19 protein-coding genes are annotated in these 21,838 nt (G+C 61.0%); 7 read left to right on the top strand and 12 right to left on the bottom strand.

Going from position 1 to position 21,838, the window contains the following annotated elements; all coding sequences use genetic code 11:
* Window positions 1-74 precede the first annotated feature (74 nt).
* Entirely contained in the window at window positions 75-2,681 is a 2,607-nt protein-coding gene (gene leuS, locus AC06G5_RS26670; RefSeq protein WP_413423639.1) for a leucine--tRNA ligase, read from the bottom strand.
* 281 nt (window positions 2,682-2,962) lie between these two features.
* Between leuS and AC06G5_RS26665 the strand changes: the two genes are divergently transcribed.
* Together AC06G5_RS26665 and AC06G5_RS26660 are read left to right on the top strand one after the other, a co-directional pair.
* Entirely contained in the window at window positions 2,963-3,283 is a 321-nt protein-coding gene (locus AC06G5_RS26665; RefSeq protein WP_480458572.1) for a hypothetical protein, read from the top strand.
* A gap of 104 nt (window positions 3,284-3,387) precedes the next feature.
* A complete protein-coding gene (locus AC06G5_RS26660) occupies window positions 3,388-4,146 on the top strand; it encodes a YdcF family protein (RefSeq protein ID WP_413423641.1) in 759 nt (252 codons plus the stop codon).
* A 111-nt stretch (window positions 4,147-4,257) separates the two neighbouring features.
* On the opposite strand, the gene lnt is transcribed toward AC06G5_RS26660, so the two are convergent.
* The 5 genes from lnt to miaB form a co-directional block, all read right to left on the bottom strand.
* The gene (gene lnt, locus AC06G5_RS26655) at window positions 4,258-5,781 is read right to left on the bottom strand and encodes an apolipoprotein N-acyltransferase (RefSeq protein ID WP_413703970.1); all 1,524 of its coding nucleotides are present in this window, start codon (window positions 5,779-5,781) and stop codon (window positions 4,258-4,260) included.
* A gap of 8 nt (window positions 5,782-5,789) precedes the next feature.
* Window positions 5,790-6,629 carry an HlyC/CorC family transporter gene (locus AC06G5_RS26650; protein WP_413423645.1) on the bottom strand — a complete coding sequence of 280 codons (840 nt, stop codon included), beginning with the start codon at window positions 6,627-6,629 and terminating at the stop codon, window positions 5,790-5,792.
* Window positions 6,630-6,634: 5 nt separating this feature from the next.
* Window positions 6,635-7,129, bottom strand: a complete 495-nt coding sequence (ybeY, locus tag AC06G5_RS26645; RefSeq protein WP_413423647.1) for an rRNA maturation RNase YbeY — start codon at window positions 7,127-7,129, stop codon at window positions 6,635-6,637.
* Window positions 7,122-8,129, bottom strand: a complete 1,008-nt coding sequence (locus tag AC06G5_RS26640; protein ID WP_008022966.1) for a PhoH family protein — start codon at window positions 8,127-8,129, stop codon at window positions 7,122-7,124. The genes ybeY and AC06G5_RS26640 overlap by 8 nt, the downstream gene beginning before the upstream one ends.
* Window positions 8,130-8,345: 216 nt before the next feature.
* A complete protein-coding gene (gene miaB / locus AC06G5_RS26635) occupies window positions 8,346-9,674 on the bottom strand; it encodes a tRNA (N6-isopentenyl adenosine(37)-C2)-methylthiotransferase MiaB (RefSeq protein ID WP_015096961.1) in 1,329 nt (442 codons plus the stop codon).
* 133 nt (window positions 9,675-9,807) lie between these two features.
* Between miaB and AC06G5_RS26630 the strand changes: the two genes are divergently transcribed.
* Window positions 9,808-10,137: a DUF1820 family protein gene (locus AC06G5_RS26630; protein ID WP_003185742.1), complete on the top strand. Its 330-nt coding sequence runs from the start codon at window positions 9,808-9,810 to the stop codon at window positions 10,135-10,137.
* A gap of 122 nt (window positions 10,138-10,259) precedes the next feature.
* Here the strand turns inward: AC06G5_RS26630 and AC06G5_RS26625 are convergent, their stop codons facing one another.
* The 4 genes from AC06G5_RS26625 to AC06G5_RS26610 form a co-directional block, all read right to left on the bottom strand.
* A complete protein-coding gene (locus AC06G5_RS26625; protein WP_111288078.1) occupies window positions 10,260-10,814 on the bottom strand; it encodes a tetratricopeptide repeat protein in 555 nt (184 codons plus the stop codon).
* A 225-nt stretch (window positions 10,815-11,039) separates the two neighbouring features.
* On the bottom strand, window positions 11,040-12,323 hold the full coding sequence (gene hemL / locus AC06G5_RS26620) for a glutamate-1-semialdehyde 2,1-aminomutase (protein ID WP_111288076.1): 1,284 nt from the start codon (window positions 12,321-12,323) through the stop codon (window positions 11,040-11,042).
* 10 nt (window positions 12,324-12,333) lie between these two features.
* Window positions 12,334-12,957, bottom strand: coding sequence for a thiamine phosphate synthase (gene thiE, locus AC06G5_RS26615; RefSeq protein WP_413424557.1), 624 nt, complete (start codon window positions 12,955-12,957; stop codon window positions 12,334-12,336).
* 31 nt (window positions 12,958-12,988) lie between these two features.
* Window positions 12,989-13,786 carry a hydroxymethylpyrimidine/phosphomethylpyrimidine kinase gene (locus tag AC06G5_RS26610; RefSeq protein WP_008052407.1) on the bottom strand — a complete coding sequence of 266 codons (798 nt, stop codon included), beginning with the start codon at window positions 13,784-13,786 and terminating at the stop codon, window positions 12,989-12,991.
* Window positions 13,787-14,068: 282 nt separating this feature from the next.
* On the opposite strand from AC06G5_RS26610, the gene AC06G5_RS26605 reads away from it, so the two are divergent.
* The 4 genes from AC06G5_RS26605 to AC06G5_RS26590 all read left to right on the top strand — a co-directional run bounded on the left by AC06G5_RS26605 (window position 14,069) and on the right by AC06G5_RS26590 (window position 20,550).
* A complete protein-coding gene (locus AC06G5_RS26605) occupies window positions 14,069-16,453 on the top strand; it encodes a 7TM diverse intracellular signaling domain-containing protein (protein ID WP_480458571.1) in 2,385 nt (794 codons plus the stop codon).
* Window positions 16,454-16,527: 74 nt separating this feature from the next.
* Entirely contained in the window at window positions 16,528-18,177 is a 1,650-nt protein-coding gene (locus AC06G5_RS26600) for an acyl-CoA dehydrogenase family protein (RefSeq protein ID WP_413424561.1), read from the top strand.
* 166 nt (window positions 18,178-18,343) lie between these two features.
* Window positions 18,344-19,843, top strand: a complete 1,500-nt coding sequence (gene amn / locus AC06G5_RS26595) for an AMP nucleosidase (RefSeq protein WP_413424563.1) — start codon at window positions 18,344-18,346, stop codon at window positions 19,841-19,843.
* A gap of 71 nt (window positions 19,844-19,914) precedes the next feature.
* Window positions 19,915-20,550 (top strand): pseudouridine synthase, encoded by a 636-nt coding sequence (locus AC06G5_RS26590; protein WP_413424658.1) that lies wholly within the window; start codon window positions 19,915-19,917, stop codon window positions 20,548-20,550.
* Here AC06G5_RS26590 and AC06G5_RS26585 read toward each other — a convergent pair.
* Together AC06G5_RS26585 and AC06G5_RS26580 are read right to left on the bottom strand one after the other, a co-directional pair.
* Complete coding sequence (locus AC06G5_RS26585) at window positions 20,545-20,754, bottom strand: DUF2788 domain-containing protein (RefSeq protein ID WP_008022976.1); 210 nt, start codon at window positions 20,752-20,754, stop codon at window positions 20,545-20,547. The two genes, AC06G5_RS26590 and AC06G5_RS26585, sit on opposite strands and share 6 nt — an antisense overlap.
* A 188-nt stretch (window positions 20,755-20,942) precedes the next feature.
* On the bottom strand, window positions 20,943-21,422 hold the full coding sequence (locus tag AC06G5_RS26580) for an Lrp/AsnC family transcriptional regulator (RefSeq protein WP_007937367.1): 480 nt from the start codon (window positions 21,420-21,422) through the stop codon (window positions 20,943-20,945).
* Window positions 21,423-21,838: the final 416 nt, after the last annotated feature.

The following is a 21,838-nucleotide window of genomic DNA, read 5'->3' as shown; positions in this document are numbered from 1 at the left end:
TTGAAACCATGTGGGCCGATCAAGCGGCCCGAAAGGTTTTACTCGGCGCCAGGCTCACCCGGCGCCTGATCCAATTAGCTGGCGACGATATTGACCAGTTTCCCGGGCACTACGATCACTTTACGAATGGTCAGACCGTCGACGAAGCGCAGGACGTTCTCGTTGGCACGGGCGGCTGCTTCGACTTCTTCACGGCTGGCACTGGCCGGCATTTCGATGTGACCACGCAGTTTGCCGTTGACCTGAATCACCAGTTGCAGGCTTTCTTGCACCAGTGCGCTTTCGTCCAGCACTGGCCAGCTGGCGTCGATCACCGGGTCGGCGTGACCCAGGCGATGCCACAGCTCGTGGCTGATGTGCGGGGTGATAGGGGCCAGCAACAGAGTCACGGTTTCCAGACCTTCCTGGACCAGTGCGCGATCCTGTTCGCTGCCTTGCGCGGCTTTTTCCAGCACGTTCATCAGCGTCATCACCTGGGCGATGGCGGTGTTGAACTTGTGGTTCTGGCCGACGTCGTGGCTGGCCTGCTTGATAGCCTGGTGGATCGAGCGGCGAATGGCTTTCTGCTCGTCGTTCAGGCCGGCAACGTCCAGTTTGCCCGGCAGGCCTTGGGTCACGTGGGCCTGAGCCAGACGCCAGACGCGCTTGAGGAAGCGGTGCGAACCTTCTACACCGGAGTCGGACCATTCGGCGCTCATGTCAGGTGGCGAGGCGAACATCATGAACAGGCGGCAGGTGTCTGCGCCGAACTGGTCGATCATCGACTGTGGGTCAACGCCGTTGTTCTTCGACTTGGCCATCTTCTCGGTGCCGCCGATTTCCACCGGCAGGCCGTCTGCGATCAGCTTGGCGCTGATGACCTTGGCCTTGCTGTCGCGCTCGAGTTCAACGTCCGCCGGGTTGAACCAGGTGTAAGCACCATTGGCTTCGCGACGATAGTAAGTCTCGGCGATCACCATGCCCTGGGTCAGCAGGTTCTTGAACGGCTCGTTGGAGCTCACCAGGCCTTCGTCACGCATCAACTTGTGGAAGAAGCGCGCGTAGAGCAGGTGCAGGATCGCGTGTTCGATACCGCCGATGTATTGATCCACCGGCAGCCAGTGATCAGCCGCGGATTTTTCGACCAGGCCACCTTGATAGTGCGGCGAGGCATAACGGGCGTAGTACCACGAGGACTCGACGAAGGTGTCCATGGTATCGGTTTCACGCTTGGCCGGTGCGCCGCATTTAGGGCAGGTGCACTCGTAGAACTCGGGCATGCGCGCCAGTGGCGAGCCGGCACCGTCGGGTACGACGTCTTCCGGCAGCACGACAGGCAGTTGATCTTCCGGCACCGGCACGTCACCGCAAGTGCCGCAGTGGATGATCGGGATCGGGCAGCCCCAGTAACGCTGACGGCTGATGCCCCAGTCGCGCAGGCGGAACTGGGTACGCGAGGCGCCCAGTTCTTTCTTGATCAGCGCGACTTCGATGGCGTCGAAGGCGCCCGCGAAATCGAGGCCATCGAACTCGCCGGAGTTGATCAGCGTGCCGTACTCGCCGTAGGCGTCTTGCCATGGTGTCGGGTTGCTATCGCCGGAGCTGGTGCGCACTACCGATTTGACCGGCAGGTTGTACTTGTGGGCGAATTCGAAATCGCGCTCGTCATGGGCTGGAACCGCCATTACCGCGCCGTCGCCGTAGTGCATCAGCACATAGTTGGCGACCCATACCGGCAGTTTTTCGCCGGTCAGCGGGTGCTCGACGAACAGGCCGGTCGGCAGGCCTTTTTTCTCCTGGGTGGCGACGTCGGCTTCGGCCACGCTGCCGCCCTTGCATTCAGCGATGAACGCCTGCAGTTCAGGATTGTTGCGGGCGGCCAGGGTGGCCAGGTGGTGCTCGGCGGCCACGGCGACGTAAGTCGCTCCCATTAAAGTGTCCGGACGGGTGGTGAAGACTTTCAGCGTGCCGGTTTCGCCGATGGAATCGACGTTGTACGGGAACTGCACTTCCATGCCGCGGGACTTGCCGATCCAGTTGCGCTGCATGGTCTTGACCTGTTCAGGCCAGCCAGTCAGTTCGTCGAGGCTCTCCAGCAGTTCATCCGCGTAGGCGGTGATCTTGAAGTAGTACATCGGGATTTCGCGCTTTTCGATCAGCGCGCCGGAGCGCCAGCCGCGACCGTCGATCACTTGCTCGTTGGCCAGGACGGTCTGGTCGACCGGGTCCCAGTTCACGGTGCCGCTTTTCTTGTAGATCACACCTTTTTCGAACAGGCGGGTGAACAGCCATTGTTCCCAGCGGTAGTAGTCCGGCTTGCAGGTGGTCACTTCGCGCGACCAGTCCACCGCCAGGCCCAGGCTGCGTAGCTGGGATTTCATGTAGGCGATGTTTTCGTAGGTCCACTTGGCCGGCGCTACGTTGTTCTTCATCGCGGCGTTTTCCGCCGGCATGCCGAAAGCGTCCCAACCCATGGGTTGCAGAACGTTCTTGCCTTGCATGCGCTGGTAGCGGGAGATCACGTCGCCGATGGTGTAGTTGCGCACGTGCCCCATGTGTAGCTTGCCGCTGGGGTAAGGGAACATCGACAGGCAGTAGTAAGTCTCCTTGCCTGGCTGTTCACTGACTTCAAAGGACTTTTGCTCGTCCCAGAACGACTGGGCGGCGGCTTCGATTTCACGGGGCTGATATTGTTCGTGCATGGCTACTTTTGAACTGAATAGGGGTGGCCTAATCCTCTTCAATGCAACGCTGGACGGTGATCGCGCCACATTGGCGTTTTCGATGCCCAGCCGAGCTGGAAGTGGAGTTACAGGAAGCGCCGTAGCATACATGACCGCGCTCTGCCGAGGGAAACCCTGATTGCTGCCGCACGTCCTGCAAAAACCGCTGTGAGGGCCGTTGGTCGCGGCGTTCAGCCGGTTTGTTCATGGAAGCTAAGCTCTAACTGGGGAGTAGGTCTTATCTTCCAATGAGGTGAGGGATGGTTGAGTCACAGCAAAAAGCTACAAAACCGGAGCTGTACGAAAGGCTGATCGATCGTTTGGCCTTGGCCCTGGAGGCGGCAAGGACCGCTAGCCGGTTGCGCGACGAACGCCCTCTGGAACTGGAACTGCGCGGCCTGAGCCCCGCAGAGTTTGCACTGGTCAAAGCGTACCTGGATCGCAGTGAGCGTGAGACACACGGATGCTTGTCTGAGGCGGTAAAACAACTCGATGCACCACATTCGGCCAAGATCATCTGGCTCAAGGACAAGGTTCGCGGCAGAGACGCGGTAAAGGTCCGGTCTTTGCAGTTCAAATAGGGTACAGAGCCATGCTCCAGGCATTTTTGAAGCATAGTCCTTCTGTATTGATTGTCGCATTGCGTCAACCCACTTAGGCTTCGGGCATCTCCGGGAGATGCTCGATGCCATTTCGTTATTTCGTAAAACAACTTCTTTTGCCCCCCGGCATTCTATTGCTGCTGCTTTTGCTTGCCTGGTGGTTGCGCCGCTCAAGGCCGAGGCTTGCCAGTGTGTGCTTTGCGCTGGGTCTGGGGGGGTTCTGGTTGATGAGCCTGCCGGTGGTGGTGCAGTGGAGTGCCGGCCTGCTCGAGCGGGAGCCACCGCTGGCCCGCGACGAATGGGCAGGCCTGGGGCAACGCGCGGATGCGATCGTGATTCTCGGTTCGGGGCGCGAGCGCGGTGACGTTGCCTGGGGCGCGGACCAGCCCACGGGTGTCGGCCTGGAACGCCAGCGCTTTGCCGCGCGGCTGGCCAAGGCTTCCGGCCTGCCGGTACTGACCAGCGGCGGCCTGCACTACGGCACGCCGCCCAGCGAGGCGCAGATGATGGCTGACTCCTTGCGTGACGATTTTGGCGTGACCGTGCGCTGGCAGGAGGGGCGCAGCCGCACGACATGGGAGAATGCGCAGTTCAGCGCCGAGGTGTTGCTGCCTCAGGGCATCAAGCGTGTGGTGGTCGTGACTCAGGCCTGGCATATGCCGCGGGCGGCCTGGAGTTTCCGCAAGGCCGGGTTTGAGGTGGTGCCGGCGCCGGTAGGGTTTCTGGGCGGCGACAACGCGCGGCCACTGGGTGGCTGGATGCCGGAGTTCAAGGCGATCTGGCAGAACGGGCAATTGATGAACGAGGCGGTGGGGCAGATCGGTTATTCGTTGTTCTATTGAGGTGATGTCGGCGCTGGTTGGTGCGGTGTCTGTGATGACGCCTTCGCGAGCAAGCCCGCTCCCACAGGAGCTACACAGTCCAATGTGGGAGCGGGCTTGCTCGCGAAGCTTTTAAACGGTCTTGGCCATCCGGCTGGCGATCAGTGCCCAGCCAAACAACAACACACAGACAATGATCAGTGGCCACGAACGCCATTCCAGGTAAGGCGTCAGGTTGTGCATCGGCACCACTTCACCGTACAGGATGCCGCGTTCGAACTGCGGGATCTGATCGGTAATCTGACCGAACGGGTTGATCAGGCCGGACACGCCGTTGTTGGTGGCGCGGATCATCCAGCGCCCGGCTTCCAGGGCACGCATCTGTGCCATCTGCAGGTGTTGCAGCGGACCGATGGAGGTGCCGAACCAGGTGTCGTTGCTGATGGTCAGCAGCAGGTCGCTGCGGGCGGCAAGGCTGGCGGCGAACTCCGGGTAAACCACTTCATAGCAGATGTACGGCGCGATCTGATAACCCTTGGCTTGCAGCAAAGGCTGGTCGGCCGGACCGCGAGCGAAGTCCGACATCGGCAGGTCGAAGAAGGCGATCAGTCCGCGCAGCATGTCCTGCAAGGGGACATATTCACCAAACGGCACCAGTTTTTGCTTCAGGTAAGTGCCGTCGCCTTCACCGGTAACGGTGATGGCATTGAAGAAACGCTTTTCGTGGCGTACCTCCATGCGGACCGGGACACCGGTAATCAACGCCGATTTACGTTCGGCGGCGAAGCTGCCCATCATGTTCAGGTAGCCCTCGGCGGACTCCTTGAGCACCGGGACCGCCGTTTCCGGCCAGATGAGTAGGTCGACACGTTTGGAGCTGAAGCTCATGTCGCGGTACAGCGCCAGTTGCGCGTTGAGCTGCGCCGGATCCCACTTCATGCTTTGTTCGATGTTGCCCTGAATGGCGGCGACGCTCAGTGGCGGGCCCGAAGGGCTAGTCCAGGCGTGGTGCTTGAGCGCCATGCCGGCCAGCCACGGACCGACCAGCAGCAACACGCCGGCAGCGATGAAGCCTTTGTGCCCCGTACGAACCAGGCGCATGCCGTTGTAGATCAACGCAGCTGTCAGGGCCAGGGTAAAGGAAATCAGCCACATCCCGCCGATGGGGGCGAGCCCGGCCAGCGGGCCATCAAGCTGGCTGTAACCGGAGTACAGCCACGGGAAACCCGTCAGGAACCAGCCACGGAAGGCTTCCTGGCCGACCCACAGCGCCGCGAAGGCCAGGGCGTCGGCCAGCGGCGCCTCATTGCGGCGCAGCCAGCGCGCCCAAATCCAGGCGGGCAGGGCAAAGAACCAGGCAATCGCCGCCGTGAAGAGCAGCATCAGGAACCCGGCCAGCAATACCGAAGCGCCACCGAAGTGGTGGATGCTGTAGTAGATCCAGCTGGTGCCAGCACCGAACAGGCCGAAACCGAAGCACCAGCCACGACCCAATGCCTGACGTGGGCTCAGTTCGCGCAGGCCGGCATAGAACAGCCCGACGGCGAGCAGTGCCAGTGGCCAGATATCGAACGGCGCCAGGGCCAGTGTGGTGATTGCACCGGCCGCCACGGCCAGCAGGTTACCGGGCCAGCCGGGGCGGGTTGTCCAGCGCATTTCAATCCTTAGCGAGCAATGGGCGTCAGGCGAAGCAAGTGAATCCGACGGCTGTCGGCGTTCAGGATGCGGAAGCGGTACGGGCCGATTTCAGTGATTTCGTTACGTTTTGGCAAATGTCCGAACGCGCTCATCACCAGGCCGCCAACGGTGTCGAATTCATCGTCGGAGAACTCGCTGTCGAAAAACTCGTTGAAGTTCTCGATCGGTGTCAGGGCCTTGATCAGGAAATCACCGCTGGGCAGCGGCTTGATGTAGCTGTCTTCTTCGACATCGTGTTCGTCTTCGATGTCGCCGACGATCTGTTCCAGCACGTCCTCGATGGTCACCAGGCCTGCCACGCCGCCGTACTCGTCGATGACGATGGCCATGTGGTTGTGGTTGGCGCGAAACTCTCGCAGCAGCACGTTAAGGCGCTTGGATTCGGGCACGAAGGTGGCCGGGCGCAGCAGGTCCTTGATGTTGAAGCTGTCGCCGTTCTCCTTGAGGATCAACGGCAGCAAATCCTTGGCCAGCAACACGCCCATCACGTCATCGTGGCTTTCGCCGATGACCGGGTAGCGGGAGTGGGCCGATTCAACCACGGCAGGCAGGAACTCGCGGGGTGTCTGGTTCGCCTTGATGCTGACCATTTGCGAGCGCGGGACCATGATGTCCCGGACCTGCAAGTCAGCCACCTGGATGGCGCCTTCGACAATGGCCAGCGCTTCGCTGTCCAGCAGTTTGTTCTGGTGTGCATCGCGCAGCAGCTCCAGCAGCTCCTGGCGGTTTTTCGGCTCGTGGGCAAAAGCCTGGGTGAGCTTACCCAGCCATGACTTCTGCCCGTTGCTCGATCGATCTTCGCTCATAGCGATTACTCTGAATCCTTTGTTGTTTCGGTAGGGGATAAATCGGTTTCGTCGTCCGCGTACGGATCGGGAATGCCCAGCTCTGCAAGCAACGTTCGTTCCAGTGCTTCCATCTCTTCGGCTTCGTCGTCATCAATATGGTCGTAACCAAGCAGATGCAGGCAGCCGTGAATCACCAGATGCGCCCAATGGGCCTTGAGCTCCTTGCCCTGTTCAGCGGCCTCGCGCTCGACCACGGCCACGCAGATCACCAGGTCGCCCAGCAGCGGGATGTCGAGGAACTCATCCGGCACATCGGCCGGGAATGACAAGACGTTAGTTGCGTAATCCTTTTGCCGCCAGGTGTGGTTCAACTCGCGACCTTCGGCTTCGTCGACCAGGCGAATGGTCATCTCCGAGTCGGCGGTGCGCTGGCGCAAAGCCAGTTCGCACCACTGGCGAAACTCGGCTTCGCTGGGGGCGGGGGCTTCGGTGGCGATTTGCAGGTCAAGCTCAAGCATCGCGGCGGCTATCCTTGGCGGCAGCATCATCGGCCGCTTTGGTTTCGAAGCGCTCGTAGGCTTCGACAATCCGTTGCACCAGCGGATGGCGCACGACGTCCTTGGGCTGGAAATGGGTGAAGCTGATTCCCGGCACGTCCTTGAGCACTTCAATCACATGGTGCAGGCCGGACTTGGTGCCGCGTGGCAGGTCGACCTGGGTGATGTCCCCGGTGATGACGGCCGTGGAGCCAAAGCCGATCCGGGTCAGGAACATCTTCATTTGCTCGACCGTGGTGTTCTGGCTTTCGTCGAGAATGATGAAGCTGTTGTTCAGCGTACGGCCGCGCATGTAGGCCAGCGGCGCGACTTCGATCACCTGGCGCTCGATCAGCTTGGCGACGTATTCGAAACCGAGCATTTCGTAGAGTGCGTCGTAGAGCGGGCGCAGATACGGGTCGATTTTTTGCGACAGGTCGCCGGGCAGGAAACCGAGTTTTTCACCCGCTTCGACCGCCGGGCGAACCAGCAGGATGCGGCGGATCTGCTCGCGCTCCAGTGCATCCACCGCGCAGGCAACGGCCAGATAGGTCTTGCCGGTACCGGCCGGGCCGATGCCGAAGTTGATGTCGTTGCCGAGGATCTCCTTCACATAGCGCAGCTGATTCAAGCCGCGAGGGCGAATCATGCCTTTCTTGGTGCGCAGGGCGACGGACGGTTCCGCAGGGGAGTGGTTGTCGAGCTGTTCGACGGCGGATTCCTGCAGGAACAGGTGCACCATATCCGGCGACAGCTCGGTACCCTTGGTTTCCCGGTACAGGCGGCGCAGGAGGTTTTCCGCGGAGGTGGTGTGTTTGGGTTCGCCGATCAGTTCGAACTGGTTTCCGCGATTGCGGATCTCGATGGTCAGGCGCTGCTCGATCAAGCGCAAATGCTCGTCGAATTGCCCGCACAGATTGGCGAAGCGGCGAGCTTCAAAAGGCTCGAGGATGAAACGATGTGGTTCTATGGGTGCGTTCAAGGTCGTATTTAGCCGCCCTGGGGCAATTGAGATGAAATCAAGGATAACGCCAGTGGGCTGGGTGCGAAAGCTCTTAAATTTTGCAATCTGATCCCCGCGCCTGGTGCGGTCTTTGTGGGAGCGGGCTTGCTCGCGAAAGCGGTGTGTCTGTTACCTATTTATTGACTGACACTCCCTATTCGCGAGCAAGCCCGCTCCCACATTGATCTGTGGCGATTATTGGATCAGCGAACCCCGCAGCGAGTGCGGCTGCGCGGCATCGATGTGCACATCCGCGAACTGGCCGATCAGGGTCGGATTGTCGCAGCGGAAGTTGACGATACGGTTATTCTCGGTCCGGCCTTGCAACTCGCCCGGGTCTTTTTTCGAGTAATCGGTCACCAGGATCCGCTGGATCGAACCGACCATTTGTCGGCTGATCTCGAAACCTTGCTGGTTCAGGCGATGTTGCAGGGCATTCAGACGCTCTTTTTTCAACTCCTCCGGTGTGTCATCGGCCAGGTCGGCAGCCGGCGTACCCGGGCGCTGGCTGTAGACGAACGAATAGGAAAAGTCGAAACCGACGTCGGCAATCAGCTTCATGGTTTGCTCGAAGTCTTTCTCGGTCTCGCCCGGGAAGCCGACGATGAAGTCCGAGCTGATGCAGATTCCCGGCACGGCGGCGCGCAGCTTGCGCAGTTTGGATTTGTATTCCAGCGCGGTGTGGTTGCGCTTCATCGCGGCGAGGATGCGGTCCGAGCCCGACTGCACCGGCAGGTGCAGGTGCTTGACCAGCTCCGGCACGTCGGCGTGGGCCTGGATCAGGCTGTCGGAGAACTCCAGCGGATGCGACGTGGTGTAACGGATGCGGTCGATGCCATCGACTGCGGCGACCACGCGGATCAGCTCGGCCAGATCCGCCAGGCGCCCGTCATGGGTGAGGCCGCGATAGCCGTTGACGTTCTGCCCCAGCAGCGTCACTTCCCGCACGCCGTTTTCGGCCAGGTGAATGATCTCGGCAATCACGTCGTCGAACGGCCGGCTGACCTCTTCGCCACGGGTGTAGGGCACCACGCAGAACGTGCAGTACTTGCTGCAACCTTCCATCACCGACACGTAAGCGCTCGGGCCGTCGATGCGCGGCTCGGGCAAATGGTCGAATTTTTCGATTTCCGGGAACGAGACGTCGACTTGCGGCAGCTTGCTGATGCGCGCGGCGTCGATCATTTCCGGCAGGCGGTGCAGGGTCTGCGGGCCAAAGACCACATCGACGTACGGCGCGCGATCGCGGATGGCCGCGCCTTCCTGGCTGGCCACGCAGCCGCCGACGGCGATCACCATGTCCGGGTTGGCCAGTTTCAGTTCGCGCCAACGACCGAGCTGGGAATAGACCCGGTCCTGTGCACGTTCGCGGATCGAGCAGGTGTTGAGCAGGATCACGTCGGCGTCTTCAGCGCGGGCGGTGACTTCCAGGGCCTGATGTTCGCCCAGCAGATCGACCATGCGCGAGCTGTCGTACTCGTTCATCTGGCAACCGTGGGTTTCGATGTAAAGCTTCTTGGCCATGGAAAGAGTCATCACCTGATTCAAAGAACCGCGCATTATAGGGAACATGGCCCGTGGTTCCTACCGTTGCGCGTCCGACGGCTGTGCTATAGTTTGCGCCCTCATTTTTACCCCGATGTGTTACCCGCCCACCATGACCAAACGTGAAGCTCCAATCTACAAGGTGATTTTCCTCAACCAGGGCCAGGTGTTCGAAATGTACGCCAAGCAGATCTATCAAAGTGATCTGTGGGGCTTTCTGGAAGTGGAAGAGTTCGTCTTTGGCGAGCGCACGCAAGTGGTCGTCGATCCGAGCGAAGAAAAGCTCAAGGCTCAGTTCGAAGGCGTGGTGCGCAGTTTTGTGCCGATGCATTCGATCGTGCGTATCGACGAAGTCGAGCGTCTGGGCACACCGAAAATCAGCGAAGCCCGTGGCGCGGTCGGCAATGTCATGCCGTTCCCGATGCCGATGCCTGAGAAGTAAGGCTCAAGACCGAGTCGCCCCCTTCGCGAGCAAGCCCGCTCCTGCATTTGATTTGCGTCGTGCACAAATCAAATGCAGGAGCGGGCTTGCTCGCGAAGGGGTCAGAAAGGTCGACGCAGAAATCAGGGCAGCGGCGAGAAAGGCGTACGCCCATCGGCGCTCTGCAATTCCATCAGGTATTTACGGAAGATTTGCCCAAGCACCTGAGTGGCGACTTCCAGCTCTTCGCGGGGCATCTTTTCGGTGACTTCGTCGGCGGTGTCCAGTGCATCCTCGGCACCGTTGACCGCGGCCATCTTCAGCAGGATGTACGCCTGAACGTTATTGGCCGGCACGCCTTCGCCATGAAAGAACATGGTGCCGAGCTTGAATTGCGCCTGGGCGTGGCCTTGCAGTGAGGCTTTTTCGAAATAGCTCAGGGCTTTATTGAGGTCGCGCGGCGCGTTTCTGCCTTCATAGTAGAACTCACCCAACTCGTATTGCGCTTGCGCATCCCCTTCATCCGACGCCTTCTGGCAGGCGGCGAGCGCCTGCTCCAGGTCTTGCGGCTGGGTATTGAGGGTGCAGCGACCCATCGCTGGGATTAACAACGAGTTGCCGCCTGCTTGTGCTTGCGCGAGCAGGGGCTGAAGAAGCAACAGGCAGCCCAGAGCAAGGGTGCGGCCGGTGCGGTTCATGGGAATCGACTTACCTCTGAAGGGCGCGCGGACCCATCGAGGGGATCCAATAAGCGCGCATTATGAAATAAGCAGGGCCAACCTTACAAAGTCTTTACTCGTTTTTCTGCTGCACGGGAAATATATCGCCCACTTTGCGGGGGATTATCGGCAGGTGAGTAGGAAAAAGCGCGGGCGTGTAGGTGAAAGCTGACGCTGGCGATGGCCAACGTCAGCGTTATAGCGTTATTTCAAGGCAGCGAAGGCACGCTCGGCGGCGTCCAGGGTGAGTTTCAGTTCGGCTTCGCCGTGAGCGATCGAAGTGAAACCGGCTTCGAAGGCACTCGGTGCCAGGTACACGCCACCTTCCAGCATCAGGTGGAAAAAGCGGCCGAACAGGGCCGCGTCGCTGGCCATCACGTCATCGAAGGTAACGATGTCGTCGGCACCGCTGAAGTACAGGCCGAACATGCCGCCGGCCTGAGTGGTCACGAACGGAATGCCGGCCGCATCGGCGCGCTGTTGCAGGCCGTCGAGCAGGCGAGTGGTGTAGTCGGTCAGCTCGGCGTGGAAGCCCGGGCGGCTGATCAGGCGCAGGGTGGTCAGGCCGGCGGCCATCGCCAGCGGGTTGCCGGACAGCGTACCGGCCTGGTACACCGGGCCCAGCGGGGCGATGCGCGACATGATTTCGCGCTTGCCGCCGAAGCAGCCGACCGGCATGCCGCCGCCGATGATCTTGCCGAAGGTGGTCAGGTCCGGGGTCACGCCGTAGTACGCCTGGGCACCGCCCAGGGCGACACGGAAACCGGTCATCACTTCGTCGAAAATCAGCACTACGCCGTGCTTGTCGCACAGGGTCCGCAGGCCTTCGAGGAAGCCCGGAGCAGGCGGTACGCAGTTCATGTTGCCGGCCACTGGCTCGACGATGATGCAGGCCACGTCCTGGCCAACTTCGGCCAACATGCTCTCAACGGCATCGATGTCGTTGAACGGCAGGGTCAGGGTGTGCTTGGCGAACGCTGCCGGTACACCGGCCGAACTTGGTACGCCTTGGGTCAGTGCGCCGGAGCCGGCCTTGACCAGCAGGCTGTCGGAGTGACCGTGGTAGCAGCCTTCGAACTTGATGATGCTGTCGCGGCCGGTGAAACCACGGGCCAGGCGGATGGCGCTCATGGTCGCCTCGGTGCCGGAACTGACCATGCGCACCATTTCCATCGACGGCACGAGCGAGCAGACCAGATCAGCCATCTGAGTTTCCATCTCGGTCGGGGCACCGTAGGACAGTCCGTGCTCAAGCTGTTTGCGCACGGCGTCCAGCACGTCCGGGTGGCTGTGGCCGAGGATCATCGGGCCCCAGGAGCCGACGTAATCCACATAGCGCTTGTCGTCTTCGTCAGTGACGTAGGCACCTTCGGCGTGCTTGAAGAACAACGGCGTGCCGCCGACGCTCTTGAACGCGCGAACCGGCGAGTTCACGCCACCGGGAATGTGTTTCTGGGCATTGGCAAACAGCGTTTCGGAACGAGACATGATAGGGCTCTCAGACTTTTAGTAATTCATTGAATGCGCGGGCGCGGCGGGTTACTTCAGCCGTGCTCTCGGCGCCAAACAGGCCATGCACCACCGCCAGCAGATCGACGCCGTGGGCCACCAGCGGCGCGGCGTTTTCCAGGGTGATGCCGCCGATCGCGCAGATCGGCAGGTGCAATGTGCGGCGAGCCTGGTCCAGCAGGTCGAGGCTGCAGGTCGGGGCGCCGGGTTTGGTGTTGGAATTGAAGAAGCGGCCGAACGCGACGTAGCTGGCGCCTTCTTTGACGGCCTGTTCGGCGAGGTCGAGTTGCGCATGGCAGGTCGAACCGATGATTGCATCGCGACCCAGCAGGGCGCGGGTCGGAGACAATGGACCATCAGTTTGACCCAAGTGCACGCCGACATTCAGGCGTGCGGCCAGCTCAGCGTCATCATTGATGATCAACCGGGTGTTGTAGCGTTCGCACAAATCACGCAAGGCTTCGGCTTCACGCAGACGTCTGGCCTCGTCGCTGCTCTTGTCGCGGTATTGCAGCAAGGTGACGCCGCCTTCCAGCGCCGCCTCCACGTACTTGAGCAACTTGCCGTCCAGCAAATGGCTGTCGGTAATGGCGTACAGGCCACGTAGTTTCATCGGTCAAGCCTCACCGCATTACAAATGGAAGTTACGAACAGAAATCCAGTGGCAAACGGCGCGGCACGAACTGGCCTTTGCCCAACTGCTCGGCGTCGCGCAGGGTGCGCCACGTGTAGTTAAGCGCGGTCTGCACGGCGCTGGCGAGGTTTTCACCCTGGGCCAGACGACCGGCCAGGGCACTGGCCAGGGTGCAACCGGAACCGTGATAACTGCCGGGCAAGCGCTGGCAGGTGTAGGTTTCGCGCAAGCCATCGCGGCTGTACAGGCGATTGTGGATTTCGGTTTCGTCACCATGGCCGCCGGTGATCAGCAGGTGTTTGACGAACGGCAGGAGTTTTTCGGCGCACTCGTCCGCGGTGCCTTCGGGCAGTTCGGCGAGGATTCGGGCTTCGGGAAGGTTAGGGGTCGCAATGATCGACAAGGGCAGCAGGCGTTCGCGCATGGCGTAGCCGACTTCGTCCTTGCCCAGGCGTCCGCCGCCGCCGGCGCGCAGCACCGGGTCGCAGACCACCGGCAAGTGTGGGTGCGCCGAAAGCAGTTCGACCACGGTGTCGACCATTTCCAGGGAACCGAGCATGCCCAGTTTGACGGCCGCGACTTCGGAGTCGTTGAGCACGGCATTGGCCTGGGCCAGTACCCACTCACGGTCGAGGACGCGGAAATCAGTGACATTGACGGTGTCTTGCACGGTCAGGGCGGTGACGGCCGGAGCCGCATGGCAACCCTGAGCGAGCAGGGCTTCGATATCTGCCTGCAAGCCGGCGCCACCACTTGGGTCGTGGCCGGAGAGACAGAGGACAACGGGGCGAGAGCTGTAGATATTCATGGTGCGCGAGCTTACCACCAAACAACGTTTTTCGGGTGTAGCGACAGCCAGTCCGGCTGTTCCCTCGCCACGGTGACTCATCAGCCACAAAATGTCTTCTGGTAGCTGCTCTGGAACGCCCGTTCTAGAGCCTTTGTAGGAAAAATTTCAATGGTGTTTAGTGGCCATCAACGGCTATGCTAGAGTGGATCCAAACCAATAACAGGTGATACCGGTTTTACGTCTGCTCAAAAGGAATGGGGGGCTTCCTGACAGAACCGGACAGGCCACGCTGGGGCTTCAATGCACTATTTGCTGATGTTGCTGTTGTGTTTGCCCCTCCTGGCAAACGCCGTCGAGTTCGATGAGTTCACTCAAAGCCTCCCCTTGGGCCGAACCCTGCAGGTCTACGAGGACGCAGGTGGTCAGGCGACCATCGCCGATATCCGTGCGCAAGCGGCGGCCGGCAACTTCAAACCGCACCACAAGGACACGCTCAACGCCGGGTATTCGCGTTCGGTGTTCTGGCTGAAAATCGACCTGCATTACCGTCCGGCCAATCCGGCGGCGCAACGGACCTGGCTGCTGGAGCTGGCCTATCCGCCCCTCGATCATCTCGATCTCTATTTGCCTGATGCGGCTGGCAACTATCAGTTGCTCAGGCAGACCGGCGATGCCTTGCCGTTCGCCAGCCGCGAGGTTCGTCAGAACAACTATTTGTTCGATCTGACGTTCAAGCCTGACCAGGCCGAAACCCTGTTCTTGCGACTGCAAAGCGAAGGCTCGATCCAGGCACCGGTAACCTTGTGGTCGAGCACGGCCTACCTCGAAGAGCAGCCCGTGCGCCTCTACGTACTGGGGTTGATCTACGGCGTGCTGTTGGGGATGCTGGTCTACAACCTGTTCATCTACCTCAGCGTGCGCGACACGAGTTACCTCTACTACATCTTCTATATCGCCTCGTTCGGCTTGTATCAGCTGTCGGTAAACGGGGCGGCCGTGCAGTATTTCTGGCCGGACAACCCCTGGTGGGCCAACGCCGCGACGCCGTTTTTCATCGGCTGCGCAGGGCTGTTCGGCAGTCAATTCGCCCGCCGTTTCCTGCAAATGGCGACCCACAGTCGCTGGCTCGACCGTTTGTTGCTGGCGTTGGTTGTCTTTAGTGCGCTGGTCGTAGGCTTGTCGTTGATGACCAGTTACGCCCTGGCCTTGCGCCTGGCCACGGCGCTGGCGCTGACGTTCACCGTGGTGATTTTTGCCGCCGGGATCTTCGCCTGGCTGCGGGGCCTGCGCGTCGCGCGGTATTTCATAATTGCCTGGTCGGCGTTTTTGCTCGGCGGCATCGTCAATACACTGATGGTGCTGGGGTACCTGCCGAACGTGTTCCTGACCATGTATTCCAGCCAGATCGGCTCGGCCATCGAAGTGGCGTTGCTGTCCCTGGCGCTGGCCGACCGCATCAACGACATGCGCGAGCAGCAGGCGCAAACCCTGTTCGACGCCAGCCAGAAGCTTGAGGTTCTCAACCAGCAACTGGCTCGCAGTAACAAGCTCAAGGACGAATTCCTTGCCACCCTGACCCATGAACTGCGCACACCGATGAACGGTGTGATCGGTTCGCTGGAACTGATGCAGACGGTCGAAATGGACCCTGAGCTGGAGCAGTATCAGCAGACGGCTTCGGGCTCGGCGCGGGACATGATGCGCATGGTCAACGGCATCCTCACCCTCACCGAATTGCAGGCCGGCAAACTCAAGGCCTCGGCCGAAACCTTCAGCTTGCGCGGCATGGTCGAGGCACTGCACACCCAGTTCGAAGGCAATGCATCGGGCAAGTCGCTGGACTTCAAGGTCGATGTCGCGCCAGGTGTGCCGGATCGCTTGTACGGCGACAACGTCAAGATCGCCCAGTGCCTGGAATGTCTGCTGGATAACGCCATCAAGTTCACCCGGGTCGGCGGTCTGGCCTTGCGGGTGACCGGCAAGGCCGTTGAGCCCGACCGGCTGGCATTGACCTTTGCGGTGATCGACACGGGCATTGGCTTCACCGATTTGGGGGAGGCCACGATGTATCAGCGGTTCTTCCAGCTTGATGGCTCGATGACCCGTGAATACGGTGGCCTGGGTGTTGGTCTGGCGATTTGCCGACAGTTGGTCGAATTGCTGGGTGGACGCCTGACTCATCGCACCGAGCCTGGGCGCGGCAGCCGGTTTCAGCTTGATGTGGAAGTCGGGCTGCCGGTGGTCGAGCGCCCGGTGACGCCGTTGATGACCCGCGACTTTTCGCGCCTGCGCTTGCCTCAGGATTGTGCCGTGCTGTTGGTGGATGACAACGGCGTCAGCCAGTTGGTGATGCGCGGCATGTTGCTCAAGCTGGGGTTTCGCGTGCGTACGGCCGACAGTGCCGATGTTGCGCTCGATCTCTTGCAGCGCGAAGTGTTTGACGCGGTGCTGCTCGATTGTCAGGTGCCGCTTCAGGACGGTGGGTCGGTGTGCTGCCAGATCCGTGCGTTGCCGGGTTATGCCGAACTGCCGCTGTTCATGATCGCCCTGGGCGGTGACCGTGAGCGCTGCCCGACCGGCGCAGTGATTGATCACTTGAGCAAGCCGGTAAAATTCGAGGACTTGCAGGCCGCGCTCTACCGCCGTGTGCTTTGCCCGCAACAGGGCGAAAGTGCCGACAGTTAGGCGGATATGACACTTTGAACGGTCGAGGGGCGGTGCTTAACTGAAGTCCCTTGGCCGACCAAAGGAGCCCAGTCATGAACCTGCATCAGTTCGCCGAAACCCACGAAGTCACCAATCAGCCACCGTCCCTGGACGGCGCCAACCTGTACCGCATCGACTTGCCGTTGCAGGAATGGTCGCGGCGCTTCGGGGCCGGTTGGGCCGAAGCGCAGATCGACGCCTACGGCGCGCTGGCCGGTGGCCCGTTGATGGAAGCCGGGTTCCTGGCCAATCAGAACAAGCCGGTATTCAACAGCCATGACCGCTTCGGTCATCGCATCGATCTGGTGGAGTTTCATCCGGCCTATCACCAATTGATGCGCACGGCGGTCGAGCACGGCCTGACCTCGCGGCCCTGGGCGCACCCGCAGGACGGAGCCCATGTCGCCCGCGCTTGCATGTCGTATCTGCACAGCCAGGCAGAAGCCGGCAGTGGTTGCCCGTTGACCATGACCTTCGCCAGCGTTCCGGCCATGCGTCTGCAACCGGACCTGGCCGAGAAGTGGCTACCGAAAATCCTCGCCACCGAATACGACCCGCGCAACGTCGGCGTGGCCCACAAGGCCGGGGTCACCATCGGCATGGCCATGACCGAGAAGCAGGGCGGCACCGATGTGCGGGCCAATACCACCAAGGCGTATCCGGTCGGTGCCAGTGGTCCGGGCCAGGCTTATGAGTTGGTGGGGCACAAGTGGTTTTGCTCGGCGCCAATGTGCGACGCCTTCCTGACCCTGGCGCAGACCGACAAGGGCCTGACCTGTTTCCTGTTGCCGCGCCATCGTCCGGACGACACGCGCAATCAGTTCTATATCCAGCGCCTGAAGAACAAGCTCGGCAATTGCTCCAACGCTTCCAGCGAAGTGGAGTTCCGTGGCGCACTGGCGTGGATGATCGGTGAAGAGGGCCGTGGCGTTCCGACGATCATCGAGATGGTCGCCATGACCCGCTTCGATTGCATGGTCGGTTCCAGTGCGCTGATGCGTCAGGCGCTGACTCAGGCCAGCCATCACTGCGCTCACCGTTCGGTTGGCGGCAAACTGCTCAGCGAGCAGCCATTGATGCAGAACGTGCTGGCGGATCTGGCGCTGGAAAGCGAAGCCGCCCTGGCCTTGAGCCTGCGCATGGGGCGGGCGCTGGATCATCTGGACGATTCGCAGGAAGCCAGATTCGCCCGACTGGTGACGGCCGTGGGCAAGTACTGGATCTGCAAGCGGGCGCCGGCCATGATCAACGAAGCGGCCGAATGCATGGGCGGCGCGGGTTATGTCGAAGACAGCATCCTGCCGCGGCTGTACCGCGAGGCGCCGGTGAATTCGACGTGGGAGGGTTCTGGCAACGTGCAGTGCCTTGACGTGCTGCGTGCCCTGTCGAAAGAACCGGGTGTGCTCGACGCGCTGTTCAGCGAGTTGGGCGATGGCCATGGCGACAAGCGCCTGGCGGCGCACATCCATCAGTTGCAGGCGGCGTTCAAGGACACCAGTGACATTCAGTACCGCGCCCGGCAGTTGACCGAGGACATTGCGCTGGGGTTGCAGGCCAAATTGTTGCTGGAAGCCGGGAACGAGGTGGTCAGTGATGCCTTCATTGCCAGTCGTCTGGATGGCGGCGGCAGAGTGTACGGCGCGTTACCACGAGGCCTGGACGTGGAAGCGATTGTCGCCCGTTCGACTCCGCAGGGCTTCTGATCACCATCGGGCCTCATGTGGGAGCGGGCTTGCTCGCGAATGCGGTTTCACATTCAACATTGATGCGGCTGACAGACCGCTTTCGCGAGCAAGCCCGCTCCCACAGATGTTCTCTATGCACATCGCCAACATGCCACTGTTCCCGTGAAGCGACGATGCAGGCAAGATGAAGGTCTGCAAGTCAGAACACAGGATGCTGATCGTGACCGAAGCTTTTATTGTCGTTCAAACCGCCGAGCAAGCCGTGGATCGGCTTGCACTCTTGCACAATCGTGCAACCACCGCGCTGAGTCAGGCGCTCAAGCGTTACCTCAAGGACCGTGTCGAACCGGACGCCGAGCAGCGGGCGCTGTTCCGTTATCCCGAGCTGCGCCTGACCTACCATTGCCAGGGCGAAGTCCCGCAGACCACCCGTGCCTATGCCAAGGTCCAGCTGCCAGGCACCTACAGCGTCACCGTCACCCATCCATCGGCTTTCCGTAAATACCTGCTGGAACAGCTGGTGCCGCTGATGCACGACTTCACCGTGACCGTGGAAGTCGGGGTCAGCGAGCAGAACATCCCGTATCCGTATGTGGTCGAGCAGGGCGATGAGCTGGCGGGTTCCGGCGTCACCGCTGCCGTGCTGGCGCGGGTGTTCCCGAGTACCGACCTGTCGGCCGCGACCGATGGCATTGCCGACGGTTTGTACGACTGGGAAAACACCGATCCGCTGCCACTGGCCCTGTTCGATGCCGCACGGGTGGATTTCTCCCTGCGTCGACTGGTGCATTACACCGGCAGTGACTGGCGGCATGTGCAGCCGTGGATTCTGCTGACCAACTATCACCGCTATGTCGACCAGTTCATCGTCCATGGCCTGGAACAACTGCGTAAAGACCCGCGCTTCGTGCGCATGGTACTGCCGGGTAACGTGATCATCGAAAAGAGCATGGATCACGGCGAAGCCTCGGCGATTGCCGCCGGCGTGGTCTGGCACCGTTATCAGATGCCGGCCTATCACCTGATCGCCAGTGACGGCCACGGTGTGACCCTGGTCAACATTGGCGTCGGCCCATCCAACGCCAAGAACATCACCGACCACCTGGCCGTTCTGCGCCCGCATTGCTGGCTGATGATCGGTCACTGCGGCGGCCTGCGTCAGTCGCAAACCATCGGCGACTACGTGCTGGCTCACGCCTACATGCGCCGCGACGGGATTCTCGACCGGGTGGTGCCGCCGAACATTCCGATTCCGGCCCTGGCCGAAGTGCAGCTGGCGCTTCAGCAAGCGGCAGCGAACATTACCGGCGAGAAGGGCGACGAACTGAAGAAGCGCCTGCGCACCGGAACGGTGCTGACCTACGACGACCGTAACTGGGAGCTGCGCTGGGCGCAGGAACGACCGCTGATCAACCTGTCCCGCGCCGTGGCGGTGGACATGGAAAGCGGCACCATCGCCGCCCAGGGTTATCGTTTGCGGGTGCCGTACGGCACGTTGTTGTGCGTATCGGACAAACCGCTGCACAGCGAAATCAAGTTACCGGGCTCGGCGAACGCCTTCTATGAGCGCGCGGTCAGCCAGCACTTGAAGATCGGTATCGAGGCGGTGGATCTGTTGCGTACCGAACTCAACTCACTGCACTCGCGCAAACTGCGCAGCTTCGACGAGCCGCCGTTCCGCTGATTTGTCGATGGTCATTTAGCGGTCGGGGCACTAGCATTGTCAGCCCTGACCGTTAGATGTTCACATTCACCATGTCCCGTCCGCCACGCCCCGTTTCTCGCCGCCCTGGCGCGAAGCCATCCCCATCGGCCCAGCGCCGTGTCGCCAAGGCGCCACCGGCCGAGCCAAAACTGATCCTGTTCAACAAGCCGTTCGATGTGCTGACGCAATTCAGTGACGGCGAAGGGCGCGCGACCCTCAAGGATTACATCGATGTACCGGGCATCTATCCGGCCGGCCGGCTGGACCGCGACAGCGAAGGCTTGTTGCTGCTGACCAATGACGGCCAGCTTCAGGCGCGGATCGCCGACCCGAAACACAAACTGGCCAAGACCTATTGGGTACAGGTCGAGGGAGAGCCGGACGCCGGGCAATTGCAGCGCTTGCGTGACGGGGTTCAATTGAATGACGGCATGACCTTGCCCGCCGAGGCGCGACAACTGGACGAGCCCGATCTGTGGCCGCGCAATCCGCCGGTGCGTTTTCGTAAAAGCGTGCCGACCAGTTGGCTGGAGTTGGTGATTCGCGAAGGGCGCAACCGGCAGGTTCGGCGCATGACGGCTGCGGTCGGATTGCCGACGTTGCGCCTGGTACGGGTCAGAATCGGTGACTGGACGATCGAAGGGCTCGATCAGGGGCAGTGGAAAGAAGTGCCGGCGCGCTTATAAAGTGCCGGACTCGATCAGGCCGATCACCACACTTTTGATCACGAAGGCAGCAACACCCAGGCCCAGCACGAAGAACAGGATGAACGAGCCAAAGCGCCCGGCCTTGGACTTCTTCGCCAGATCCCAGACGATGAAACCCATGAAAATGATCAGGATCGTGACCAGTCCGGTCATCATCCACTCTTCGAATACTGCAGGATCCATCGAACATCTCCGGCACAGGCGAGGCTAAAAGGGCGCGGCGAGTATACGCCGCACTGGCTTCGCGCAGTATTGACCTGCGTCGGTGTGTCGCAGTCATTCGTCGCCTGTGCCGGCCTCTTCGCGAGCAAGCCCGCTCCCACAGGGGATTGCATTCCAATGTGGGAACGAGCTTGCTCGCGATGGCGTCCTCAGCTACGCAGATGAGTCAAAGGCAGTTCGGTGCTATTCAAAACCTGATTCAGCACAAAACTCGAGCGCACGCTGGTCACCCCTTCAATCCGGGTCAGATGCCCCAGCAGCAGTTTCTGGTAGTGATCCATGTCCGGCACCACGACCTTGAGTTGATAGTCGGCATCCATCCCGGTCACCAGGCTGCATTCGAGCACCTGGGGCAAGGTGCGGATGGCTGCTTCGAAGTTTTCGAAACGCTCCGGCGTGTGACGGTCCATGCCGATCAGTACATAGGCCGTCAGGCTCAGGCCGAGCATTTTGCGGTCGAGCAGGGCGACCTGACGGGAAATGTAGCCGTCGTCTTCCAGTTGCTTGACCCGCCGCGAGCACGGCGAAGGCGACAGGCCGATGCGCTCGGCCAGCTCTTGGTTGGAGATGCGTGCGTCGCGTTGCAATTCCGCCAGAATACTCAGGTCGTATCGGTCGAGCTTGCTCATCAAACGGTCCTTTGTCGTAACTATTGCTGAGGATTATGTATCTTGGGTTAAAAATTGCGCAAGTGATGTTTAATCAAGCAATCTTCGCAATCCTCTGCTGACGCTCCCGGCCTATTCTTATCACCAGAATCACTGCTCGGACAAACAGTCCAGTGCGGCTCGCCCAATCAGGCCCGCCGCGGTCGCCACCCCCACCGGGGATGTGCCGGCCCCCGAGCTGCACACTGTCCAGAAGACGGCGTGAGGTGAGCCGACGCCAAAAGCGTCGAGCCAGGACGAAGTTCTCCAAGGGGAGGCCGACGGGTCTCCCCTTTTTCTTGCGCACAATTTACTGCCGTGAATTGACGCCCGGCCCTCAATAAATAAGTTGCGTGACTGATAACCTCTAGCAGAACCGGCCCGTGCTTTCCCAGTCT

The organism is Pseudomonas sp. WT-JTC, from assembly GCF_056711565.1.
The sequence above is the reverse complement of the archived record's forward strand: the minus strand, read 5'-3'. Positions and strand labels throughout refer to the sequence as shown.